Raw genomic sequence first — 11,603 nt, forward strand, 5'->3', positions numbered from 1 at the left:
GCCACGATGTCGGTCAGGCGCGCTGGCTGGAGATCGAGACGACCTCGCCGGTCAGATATGTGGTGTAGTCGCTGGCGAGCATCGCGATGGTGGCGGCGACCTCCCATACCTCGGCGGCACGGCCGTAGGCCTCTCGCGAGGCGAGTTCGTCGAGGAGGTCGTCGCTGGTGACCTTGGCCAGGAACGGATGCTTCGCGATGGACGGTGCGACGGCGTTGATACGCACGCCGTGGTCGGCGGCTTCGACTGCGGCACATCGGGTCAGGGCCATCACACCGGCCTTGGCCGCGGCGTAGTGTGCCTGACCCCGCTGTGCGCGCCACCCGAGCACCGACGCATTGTTCACGATGACCCCGTTGTGCGGCACCGACCGGAAGTAGCGCAGGGCGGCACGCGTCGCCCGGAACGTGCCGTTCAGGGTGATGTCGAGGACACGGTCCCACTCCTCGTCGGTCATGTCCACGACCGGGGTCTCACCACCGAGACCCGCATTGTTGACGAGTACGTCGATGCGGCCGAGTTGCGCTGCGGCACTCTCGAAGAGCGCATCGACATCGGCGGTCTCCTGGACGTTGCAGGTGGCCTGCAGCACCTGCTGGTCGGCGAACTCCTCGCCCAGCCGCTCACATGCCTCGCCGAGGCGGCGTTCGTGCCAGTCGCTGATCAGGACGTCGGCGCCCTCCAACAACGCGCGGCGTGCGGTCGCGAAGCCGATACCGGTGCCCGCCGCGGCCGTCACCACCACCTTGCGTCCGGCCAGCAGTCCGTGGCCCGGCGTCTCGTCGGGCGGGGTCGCCAACGGCGATGTGCTCGGTCCGGTCCCGTTCTCGGTTGCCGACGTGGTCACTGGCGGGCCTCTCTTGGTAGGCCGAGCACACGCTCGGCGATGATGTTGCGCTGCACCTCGTTCGAGCCGCCGTAGATGGTGTCGGCGCGGGTGAACAGGAAGAGCCGCTGCCATTCGTCGAGTTCGACGTGCTCGGCGTCGGTGATGTCGTTGACGGCACCCTCGGCAGTCACGTCGGGTCCGATCAGCGACGCCGCCCCGACCACCGCCATCGCGAGTTCTCCGAGATCACGATGCCAGTTGGCCCACAGCAGTTTCAGCACCGACGCCGCGCCAGCCTGGGAGACGATCTCACCTGCCAGGGTGCGCTGCGCCTGCGCACGCATCACCTTGAGGCCGATCCACGCCCTGGTGATCCGGGAGGCGATCTCGGGGTCGTCGGCCGCGCCGTTGGACTTGGCGATGGCGACGATGTTCTCGAGTTCCCGTGCGAAGCCGACCTGCTGGCCGAGCGTCGAGACCCCGCGCTCGAACTGCAGCAGGCCCATCGCCACGCCCCAGCCCTCGCCCGGCTCGCCGACGATCAGATCGGAGTCGGTGACGGCGTCGTCGAAGAAGACCTCGTTGAACTCCGATGTGCCGGTGAGCTGTTGGATCGGCCGGACCGTGATGCCGTCCTGGTCGAGCGGGACGAGTAAGAAGCTCAGTCCCTTGTGCCGGGAGCTGCCCTTCTCCGACCGGGCGATCACGAACACCCACTGCGCGACATGGGCGAGTGAGGTCCAGATCTTCTGTCCGTTCACGATCCAACGGTCGTCGTCGAGACGGGCGGTGGTCGAGACGTTAGCGAGGTCGGAACCGGCACCGGGCTCGGAGTACCCCTGCGCCCAGAGCTCGGTGACGTCGACGATCCGCGGCAGGAACCGCTCCTTCTGCGCATCGGACCCGAACTCGATCAGCGTCGGTCCGAGGAGCTCCTCTCCGAGGTGATTCACCCGCGCGGGAGCGTTCGCGCGGGCATACTCCTGGTGGAAGATGATCCGCTGCTCGAGTGTCGCGCCCCGCCCGCCGTATCGGGTGGGCCATCCGAGGCACGTCCACCCGGCGGAGGCGAGATGACGATCCCACGCGAGACGTTCGGCGAAGAACTCGTGCTCACTCCCCGGTCCGCCTCGACCCCTCAGCGCGGCGAACTCCCCGACCAGGTTCTCGTCGAGCCATGCGCGCACGGCGTCGGCGAAGACCTCGGCGGCATCCGGGGTCGAAGCCGCCCATTCGCCGAGGTCGACCCCGCGATCGGCAAGGTTGATCGAGGTCATGGCAGCTAGCATAACGCACCAAGCAAGTGCTAGGTTGGGCGCCATGGAGTCGCCGCGGACCTCGCCGTCCGCCCTACGCCGTGCAGCCCGTTCGTGGCCCGAGGGCATCGCCCTCGTCGACCGCCAATGGGGTACCGACGTCGAGCTGACATGGTCGGAGCTGCTGACTGATGTCCGTTCCTTCGCCGCGACCCTGATCGGTGCCGGAATCCGCCCTGGTGACCGGGTGGTCATCTGGTCACCGAACAGCCACCACTGGCCGGTCGCCGCGCTGGGCGTCCACTACGCCGGCGGTGTACTCGTCCCACTGAACACGCGCTACACCGCGGTCGAGGCCGTCGATCCCATCGAGCGGTCGGGAGCGCGCGCCGTGGTCGTCTCGGGTGCGTTCCTGGGCACCGATCACCTCGCTGACCTGCTCGCCGACCATCGGGACGCGCTGCCCGACCTGGTCATCAGGGTGCCGCTGGACGATTCGCCGATCGCCGACGACGCACCGGGCGGAGTGGTCGACTGGTCGGACTTCCTGGCCACCGCAACCGACGATCTGCGCGCCGAAGCCGAGCGTCGGGCAGATGCGGTCGCACCCGACGACCTCTCCGACATCCTCTTCACCTCCGGCACCACCGGCAGGTCGAAAGGTGTTCTGGCCGAGCATCGTCAGACGATGGCGGGATCGCAGGCCTGGGGGGCCAACGGTGGACTCTCCCCGGACGACCGCTATCTGATGGTCAACCCGTACTTCCACACCTTCGGGTACAAGGCGGGCATCCTGCCGAGTGTGCTGTTCGGCGTGACGATGCTGCCGCTCGCGGTGTACTCGCCGAGCGAGGCGATGCGACTGGTGGCGGCCGAGCGCGCGACGGTGTTCCCCGGTGCGCCGACCATCTTCCAGACCATCCTCGACGCCCCCGAACGCGCCGATCACGACCTCTCGTCACTGCGACTGGTGGTGACCGGCGCCGCGATCGTGCCGGTGGTGCTCATCGAACGGCTGCAGACCGACCTGGGCGTCGAGACCGTGGTGACCGCCTACGGTCTCACCGAGTCGAGTGGATTCGTGTCGACGTGTACCCCCGATGACGACGATGTCACCGTCGCGACCACCTGCGGACGTGCATTCGCGGGCATGGAGATCGCGTTGTCGGAGCAGGGTGAGGTGCTGGCCCGCGGCGACATGGTGATGCGCGGCTACCTCGACGATCCCGACGCCACCGCCGCGACCATCGACGCCGACGGCTGGCTGCACACCGGGGACATCGGCACCATCGACGACCACGGCAACCTCCGCATCACCGACCGCCTCAAGGACATGTACATCTGCGGCGGCTTCAACGTGTACCCGGCCGAGGTCGAGCAGGTGATCGCACGGATCGACGGCGTGACCGAGTCGGCGGTGATCGGGGTGCCCGACGACCGTCTCGGCGAGGTCGGGAAGGCGTTCGTGACGCTGCGGGACGGTACCGACGTCGGTGGCGCGGACGACCTCGAGCACCATGACTTCGAGTACCGCGTCGTCGAGCACTGCAAACAACAGCTGGCGAACTTCAAGGTCCCTCGGTCGGTCGTGATCGTCGACGCCTTCCCGCGTAATCCGGCCGGGAAGATCCTCAAACGCGAACTCTCCTAGCCGTTAGCGGGGCTTCACGATCGGGAACAGGATGGTCTCGCGGATGCCGAGGCCGGTGAGGGCCATCAGCAGGCGGTCGATGCCCATGCCGGTGCCGGCGGTCGGGGGCATGCCGTACTCCATCGCGGCGAGGAAGTCCTCGTCGAGGGCCATCGCCTCATCGTCGCCGGCCGCGGCCAGACGCGCCTGGTCGACGAACCGCTCACGCTGGATGACGGGGTCGACGAGCTCGGAATAGCCGGTGGCCAACTCGAATCCGCGGATGTAGAGGTCCCACTTCTCGACGACACCGGGCACCGACCGATGCGACCGCACCAGCGGCGACGTCTCGACCGGGAAGTCGCGGATGAACACCGGCTCCGAGAGGTGCTGTCCGACAGTGTGTTCCCACAGTTCCTCGACCAGCTTGCCGTGGCCGTAGCCCTTCCCTGCGGGCACCTCGAGTCCGACGCGCGCGGCGATCGCCAGCAACTCGTCGACACTCGTCTCGACCGGCACGATCTCCTGACCGAGCGCCTCCGACAGCGAGGGGTACATCTGCAGCGAGGTCCACTCCCCCGACAGATCGTAGGCGCTGCCGTCGGGCATCGTCGGCGCGAGCGTCCCGAGTGCGGCCTGCGAGACCTCCTGCACGAGTTCACGGGTCATCGCCGCGGCGTCGTCGTAGGTGCCGTAGGCCTGATACGTCTCCAGCATCGCGAACTCGGGCGAGTGGGTGGAGTCGGCACCCTCGTTGCGGAAGTTGCGGTTGACCTCGAAGACCCGCTCGATGCCACCGACCACGCAGCGCTTGAGGAAGAGCTCCGGCGCGATCCGCAGGTAGAGGTCGATGTCGAAGGCGTTGGAATGGGTGACGAACGGTCGGGCCGCCGCGCCGCCGTGCAGCGTCTGCAGCATGGGCGTCTCGACCTCGAGGAAGCCCCGACGGACCAGTGCGGCACGGAGTTCGGCGATCACGGCCACGCGGGTACGGGCGATCTCGCGCGCCTCGGGCCGCACGATGAGGTCGACATACCGCTGCCGGACCCGCGACTCCTCGTTCATGTCCTTGTGCGCGACGGGCAACGGCCGCAACGCCTTCGACGCCATCTGCCAGGCATCGGCCATCACACTGAGCTCACCGGTCCGCGAACTGATCACCTGGCCGCCGACGTAGACGATGTCACCGAGGTCGACCTCGGCCTTCCACCGTGCCAGCGACTCCTCACCGACACCGTTGAAGCTGACCATCGCCTGCAGCTGGGTACCGTCCCCCTCCTGCAGCGTCGCGAAGCAGAGCTTGCCCTTGTTGCGCAGGAAGATGACACGTCCCGCGACACCGACGTGCTCACCGGTCTCGGTGTCCGCCTCGAGGTCGGGGTGCGCGTCGCGGATCTCGCGGAGCGAATGGGTACGCGGGATCGACACCGGGTAGGCCTCGTGGCCCTCGGCGAGGATCCGCTCACGCTTCTCCTGGCGGATCCGGATCTGCTCGGGCGTGTGGTCGGCGGCCTGGTCCGGGACGGAGTCTGCAGGTGAGGTGGGGCTGTCGGTCACCTGTCGACCCTATCGAACCAGCCGGGGCTCCCGACCGGAGGCGGCTGCCGCCAGCTCGACGCGGGTGCGCAGACCGAGCTTGCCGAGGACGTGTGACACGTGGGTCTGGACGGTACGCGGTGACATGAACAGCCGACCGGCGATGTCGGGACCCGAGAGCCCCAATGCGACAAGCTCGGTGACCTGCGCTTCCGTGGGCGTGAGGCTGTCCCAGCCGGTGTCCGGCCGACGGCGGGTCCCGCTGGTGGTGACCCGCACCCCGGCGCCCCGCATCCGCGACAGGATGCGCGACCGCCATCCGTCGGCGCCCGCGTCCTCGACGGTTCGCAGTGCCGCACGGGCGTGATCGATCGCCTCCGTCTTCCGTCCGTCGACCGCTGCGGCGACCGCTGCCTCCTCCCATCCGCTGACGATGAGGGCGAAGTCCTCTGTCCGGGTGGCTCGGCGCGCGACATCGGATGCGACCTCGACGACCGCCGACGGCTCGGCCGACGCCATCGCCTCGGCCAGCCGGACCGCGTCCGTGGTCGCCGGTCCCAGTGGCCGGGGCAGGGTGGCGAGGTCGGCGGCAACCTGGGTCACCAGGTCCTCGTCGACGGCCCGGATCGCGATCCGGACGATCTCCGGGGCGACCATCGCCGCCCACGAGAAGCAGTGCTGTGACATCGCGCCCGACCACACCTCCCCGGCCAGGTGTGCGGCCGTGCGATGGCTGCGCCGGGCCTCGGCGGTCAGCATCCGCACCCGCGCGATCTGCGGGATGCCGAACTGGTGCAGCAGGTGCCCGTAACCGATACGGTCGTCGTCCCACAACTGGACGCGATGTTCGGCGCCGGCCAGGTCACCGGTCATCACGTCGATCATCGCCCGACCGCCGTAGGCCAGCGACGACACGGCCTCCTCCCCGGTCGCCACCTTCTCGAAGGCGGCGTCGTAGATCGCGACGGAGTCGGCGAGGTTGCCGCGGAGGAGTTCGATGGAGCCGGAGATCAGCTGGTGATACGTTCCCTGCCAACCGGTTCCGCGGTCGGCCTGTCGGCGTGCCATCTCCAGTCGCGACTCGGCGGCCGCCTTGGGTCCGCGGTGGTACATCTCGATGAAGGGCGGCCAGAGGTCGGCCGACGCGCCCTCACTCGAATCCGATGCCTCCTCGGTCATGAAGCGCCGCGACGCCTCGGCGGCGTACTCGACCGCGGCGAAGGTCGCGCCGGTCAGACAGCTGCGTAGGGCCTCGGCCACCAGCCCCGTCAGTGACAGTTCACCGACGGTGTCGACATACGGTTCGAGCGGTATCGGACCGGCGCCGCCGAGAAGCCGCACGTACGACCGATGGTCGGTGATGATCCGACGGCTCACCTCCGGCAGCGGGAAGGTCAAGGTCTCCTCGATCATCTCGAGTACCTCGTCGCGCGCGCCGCGGACGGTCAGCGCGAACATCCGGACCCGGATCAACCGGGCGATGGCGTCGACGTCACCGGCGACACTCAACGCGTCGCGGGCCACCTCGTCGGCCTGGGCGAGCTGCCCGGACCGGGCGAGTGCGAGGGCGCGCTCCACCGACAACGCCGTCGCCTCCGCGGCCACTCCCGCGCCCCCGAACGGTCCCGCGCCGCCGGCCAGGACGTCGGCGGCCACCGCGGGGACGGTCTCCAGCCGTCGCGCAGCTGCCTGCACTGCGACGACGGTCTCGCCGGGCTCGGCGCCCGCTGCCCGCAGATGGTGCGCGCGCGCCACCGGGTCGGACTCACCGACGAAGTCGGCGATCGCCCGGTGCACCACGTCTCGGAGTGGACGAGCGGTCCGCTCACAGACCGCGTCGGCGATGGTGTCGTGGGTGACCTCGAGTCTGCCGTGGTCGTCGAAGGCGACCAGGTCGGCTTCCAGGAGTTCCTGTACCGGCGCCACCACCGCGGCGGCAGGCACCGCGACCAGCGCGGCGAGATCTTCGAGGGCGGCCGGACCACCCCACACCGCGAGCCTCAGCAGCACATCGCGTGCACCGCTGCCGACGGGGTCCAGGCGGGCCTCGACGGATTCTGCGAGCGTCGGCGCCGATGCGGCGTCCACCCCCATCGGGATGTCGACGCCGTCTGCGTCGCGGATCAGCAGTTCGCGCCGACCGAGGTCGTCGAGCATGGTCTGCGCGGACAGCGGGTGGCCGCCGGTCGTCGCCAGCGCCGATCTGAGTCGCGTTCCCGGCCAGGCGGCGAGGCGCTCGTGCACCAGTACGTCGACGTCCATCCCGTCCAACGGCGGGACCACCACGGTCTCGACGTCGGGTCGGGCGGCGAGCCGGACCAGGTACTCGCGCACGGGTTCCGGCCGCCGGGCGACGATCAGCGCAACCGGCAGCATCCGCGCGACGTCGGCGATCAGCGCCATCGTCGCAAGGCTCGCAGCGTCGGCGTGATGGGCGTCGTCGACCACGAAGACATGCGGCCCCAGCGCGACGAGGCGGTCGAGCCGCTCCAGGAACAGCCGATCGGCATCCGGCGGAAGGGGATCGGGGACCTCGACGCCGAGCAGGTCGCCGACCACGGAATATGGCTTACGCCATGACAATTCCGAAGCGGTGGCCCACGAGACGGTGACCGGCGACTCGGCAGCGGCGGCCCGTAAGGAGTGACTCTTTCCACCGCCCGCCTCAGCGGTGACGACCACGCAACCGCCGCCGCCGCCCGTCGCGGCGACCGCATCGACGCGACGACGCAACGCGGAGACGAACTCTCGTCGCCGACCGGCCAGCACCGCGCTCATGCGCAGAGCCTACTGCGGACAAAACCGGCATGCGCGCCTTCTGAACGGCGCAGTGCGGGTCAGTGTGCGGAGATCATCGCCAGCTCGCCGGGGGCGACCCGACCGCGTATCCCGGCGCGATGCAGGGCACGGAACCCACCGCGCACGAAACGCGCGCCGTGGACACCGCGCGCCTGCAGGTGCCAGGTGAGCCACTCGGCCTCATGGCCGTCGTCGCTGACCAGCAGCCAGCGCGCCCCGGTGTCGGCGGTACGCAAGGCGCCGGGGAGGCCGGGGGTGAGTCGGTTGAGCAGGTCGGCAGCGTCGATGGCCAGCGCACCGGAGAGGACGCCGTCGGCGGCCCGTCGGTGCTGGCTGCGGACATCTACCGCGACGACACCCGAATCGATCTCGTCGAGGAACTGCGCGACCGAGACGGACAGCGGCGCGTCCGATGCCACGGCGACGACGGGACGGATGGGAGCAACAGGAGAGAGCACGGAGGCAGTCATGAGAGTCCTCGGGAAATGATCGAGCTACGAGCGGGGTGGTCGACGCGAGGGCGGCCGCAGATGCGGACTCAGCCCTGACAACACTCCCGACAGCTCATGATCACGCGGTGGATTCTGCCACACCTCCGATGTCACGCGCCAGACCAGCCGCGATCTCGGCCAGCCGGTCGATGCCGGGGCGTTCGATCGGGTAGTGCCCACAGCCGTCCAGCAGGTGCATCGAGGTCGGGCCCGCGATGCGGTCGAGGAAGCGACGACTCAGCGCGGGCGGAGTCCACGCGTCCTCGGCGGGGTGGACGAGCGTGACCGCAGGCCCGGCGTACTCCTCCGGCGGTGTGTGCGCGAAGGTCATCGCGTCGGCGAGGAACCCGATGGGCACCCTGCCGCCCCCGCCACGCCGATCGGTCGCACACAGTCGCGACAGACGCGAGTCGGCGCTCATCCGGTCGAGCGGTGCGATCCAGCCGATCGGAATGCGCACATCGCCGACGAACCGAGCGATGGTCGGCAGCGTCGTCGGCGCGAACTGTCCGATCAGCGGCCAGCGGGTGGCCGCCCGAACGGCTGCACGATCGCCGGAGAGGTCCAGCAAACAGGTGGCCACGGCGGCTGCGACCCGGCCGGTCCGGGCCGCCACCTCGTAGGCCAGCATCCCGCCCATGCTGGCACCGAAGACGATCAGAGGGCGCGGGTCGCGATCGGTCTCGGCGATCACCAGGTCGGTGAGCAGGTCCACCCAGTCGGCGTAGCGCACCCGTCCCGGCTCGTCGAGGCGGGTCCGTCCGTAGAGCGGCAGGTCGGGAGCCAACGGCTCGGCGCCGTTGTCGGCGAGCACGGCGGCCGCCGGCCAGAGCGCCCCCGAATGTCCACCGGCTCCGTGGATGACCATCACCCGCACCCGCGCGTCGGGCCGTGGCGCCCGTGCGATCTGGACATCGACCGGTCGGCCGTGCAGCTCCCAACGCCACCACGACTCCTGCGGCGGGGTGGCCGACGCCCGCGAACGCCACGGCTCAGGAAGAAGATCGGCGTATTCTGTCCAGGTGGTCATCCATCAATTGTCGAAAGTGCTGGCCGCCAGCACAACTCGCATTCTGGCGCCCACCTTTTGATGCGCAAACAGCCTGCGCAACAACGGTCCCGGTTCACCGTCGACGTGATCCTGGAAGCAGCGACTCGCATTCTGGATCGGCCGGGCACCACGCTGGACGGCATCGGCGACGACGGGTTCACCACCAATCGCGTCGCCGAGGAGGCCGGCGTCTCGGTCGGCTCGCTCTACCAGTACTTCCCCGACAAACAGTCGATCATCGAGGAGATCGCTCGTCGACACCTGGCATCGGCATCGGCCCGGATGATCGACCTGCTCGACGACGTGTCGACGAGCACCGAGGACCTGCTGGCCGGGCTGATCACGATCGTGGTGTCGGAGAACGCATCCCACCCGCGCGCATTCGCCCTGATCCGCGAGCGAACTGTCTCGCCGGAGGTGGCCGACGAGTACCTCTCCTTCGTGCGGGATCTCGTCGACCGGCTCGCACCGCGGCTCGTCACCACGGACGACGGCGGGGACATCGACGGGACCGTCGACGCGGCCGAGGCGCGGTCGCGTGCCCGGCTGGCGATCGCGGCCATCGACGGACAGGTACACCAGTTGGTCGAGCAGGTCCGCGGCCCCGAGGACGAGCGGCGGCTGGTCGAGCGCATCCTACGGTTCACCCGAGCGGCGCTGTCCGACGCGGGATGAAGCGACGTCGGTGCACGGTCGACGAGTCCGAGCGCACGATCAACGGGCTGGAGCGCACGATCGACGGGCTCAGCGAGCGCGGGATCGGGCGTTCTGCTTGGCACGCTCGTGGACCAGCCGGAGCCCCTCGAGCGTCAGGTGCGGGTTCTGAGTGCCGACGGTGCGGCATTCGTCGAACATCAGCGGCGCGAGGAACCCGGTGGCGACGACCGTCACGTCGTCGGCGTCGAAGCCCGGCACCTCTCGACGGACCCGGTCGACCAACGCGTCGACCTGGCCGGCGAATCCGTAGAGGATGCCCGACTGCAGGGCCTCCGCCGTGTTCTTGCCGAGCACGCTGCGCGGCGGCATCAACTCGATCTTCCGGAGTGTGACCGTGTGCTCCGACAGCGCCTCCACCGCCAGGTTGACGCCGGGGGCGATTGCACCGCCCAGGAACTCCCCCCTCGCTGACACCGCATCCACCACGGTTGCGGTACCGAAGGCGACGACGATACATGGTCCAGGGTACTTCTCGTGCGCGGCAACGCAGTTGGCGACACGGTCGGCGCCGACCTCTTTGGGGTTGTCGACCAGCAGGGGCACCCCCGTCCGCACGCCCGGTTCCAGCAGGATGTGCGGACCCGCCCCGTGGTAGCGATCGACCATGGCACGGAGTTCACGCAGCAGCGAAGGGACCGTCGACAGGGCGGCGACCGAGGTGACCTGCTCGATGTCGGGTCCGAGCAGGCCGCGGATGGCCAGCGCCAGTTCGTCTGCGGTGAGGGCCGGATCGGTGTGAATCCGCCAGTCGCGCACCAGTGTCGCGTGGTCGCCGGACCCCGCGAACACCCCGAGATGGATGTTGGTGTTACCGACGTCGACGGTGAGCAGCATCGGGTCAGACCGACACGAAGTCGGCCCCGCGCGGGTCCTTCAGACCCGAGCCGGCCGGTGCGTAAGCGGGATCGGTACCCGCCTGCGACACCCGGTTGTGCTCGTCGACGAACACGACATGCGGTGCGTAGTCACGGACCTCCTGCTCGTTGAGCATGCCGTAGGCGATGATGATCACGAGGTCGCCGGGATGGACGAGATGTGCAGCGGCACCGTTGATCCCGATGACACCGCTGCCGCGCTCACCCGCGATCGCGTAGGTCTCCAGGCGGGCGCCGTTGGTGATGTCGACGATGGCGACCTGCTCACCCTCGAGCAGATCGGCGGCGTCGAGGAGGTCTTGGTCGATGGTGACCGAACCGACGTAGTGCAGGTCGGCCTGGGTCACCGTGGCGCGGTGGATCTTGGAGGTCATCATGGTGCGGAACATGGTGGATGCGTTCCCTTCTGGGCCGGGTCC

General features: G+C 69.2%; 10 protein-coding genes. 2 read left to right on the forward strand and 8 right to left on the reverse strand.

Features of this window, described 5'->3' with window-relative positions; genetic code table 11:
* Positions 1–13: 13 nt before the first annotated feature.
* Positions 14–847, reverse strand: a complete 834-nt coding sequence (locus GS4_RS09585; protein ID WP_007619953.1) for an SDR family oxidoreductase — start codon at positions 845–847, stop codon at positions 14–16.
* Positions 844–2,106, reverse strand: a complete 1,263-nt coding sequence (locus GS4_RS09590) for an acyl-CoA dehydrogenase family protein (protein ID WP_007619955.1) — start codon at positions 2,104–2,106, stop codon at positions 844–846. The genes GS4_RS09585 and GS4_RS09590 overlap by 4 nt, the downstream gene beginning before the upstream one ends.
* Before the next feature lie 43 nt (positions 2,107–2,149).
* On the opposite strand from GS4_RS09590, the gene GS4_RS09595 reads away from it, so the two are divergent.
* Entirely contained in the window at positions 2,150–3,736 is a 1,587-nt protein-coding gene (locus GS4_RS09595) for a FadD3 family acyl-CoA ligase (RefSeq protein ID WP_007619957.1), read from the forward strand.
* Between the two features lie 3 nt (positions 3,737–3,739).
* On the opposite strand, the gene lysS is transcribed toward GS4_RS09595, so the two are convergent.
* The 4 genes from lysS to GS4_RS09615 all read right to left on the reverse strand — a co-directional run bounded on the left by lysS (position 3,740) and on the right by GS4_RS09615 (position 9,571).
* A complete protein-coding gene (lysS, locus tag GS4_RS09600; protein WP_007619959.1) occupies positions 3,740–5,272 on the reverse strand; it encodes a lysine--tRNA ligase in 1,533 nt (510 codons plus the stop codon).
* Between the two features lie 9 nt (positions 5,273–5,281).
* Positions 5,282–8,029 carry a helix-turn-helix transcriptional regulator gene (locus tag GS4_RS09605; RefSeq protein WP_007619961.1) on the reverse strand — a complete coding sequence of 916 codons (2,748 nt, stop codon included), beginning with the start codon at positions 8,027–8,029 and terminating at the stop codon, positions 5,282–5,284.
* 59 nt (positions 8,030–8,088) lie between these two features.
* A complete protein-coding gene (locus GS4_RS09610) occupies positions 8,089–8,520 on the reverse strand; it encodes a rhodanese-like domain-containing protein (protein WP_007619962.1) in 432 nt (143 codons plus the stop codon).
* Between the two features lie 100 nt (positions 8,521–8,620).
* Positions 8,621–9,571 carry an alpha/beta fold hydrolase gene (locus tag GS4_RS09615; protein ID WP_007619963.1) on the reverse strand — a complete coding sequence of 317 codons (951 nt, stop codon included), beginning with the start codon at positions 9,569–9,571 and terminating at the stop codon, positions 8,621–8,623.
* Positions 9,572–9,631: 60 nt separating this feature from the next.
* On the opposite strand from GS4_RS09615, the gene GS4_RS09620 reads away from it, so the two are divergent.
* The gene (locus tag GS4_RS09620) at positions 9,632–10,267 is read left to right on the forward strand and encodes a TetR/AcrR family transcriptional regulator (RefSeq protein WP_007619964.1); all 636 of its coding nucleotides are present in this window, start codon (positions 9,632–9,634) and stop codon (positions 10,265–10,267) included.
* 69 nt (positions 10,268–10,336) lie between these two features.
* Here the strand turns inward: GS4_RS09620 and GS4_RS09625 are convergent, their stop codons facing one another.
* Positions 10,337–11,143, reverse strand: coding sequence for a type III pantothenate kinase (locus tag GS4_RS09625; protein WP_007619969.1), 807 nt, complete (start codon positions 11,141–11,143; stop codon positions 10,337–10,339).
* Between the two features lie 4 nt (positions 11,144–11,147).
* Positions 11,148–11,573: an aspartate 1-decarboxylase gene (gene panD / locus GS4_RS09630; protein ID WP_007619971.1), complete on the reverse strand. Its 426-nt coding sequence runs from the start codon at positions 11,571–11,573 to the stop codon at positions 11,148–11,150.
* Between the last annotated feature and the right edge of the window lie 30 nt (positions 11,574–11,603).

Source organism: Gordonia soli NBRC 108243 (assembly GCF_000334455.1).
In the GTDB taxonomy this organism is placed as follows: Bacteria; Actinomycetota; Actinomycetes; order Mycobacteriales; family Mycobacteriaceae; genus Gordonia; species Gordonia soli.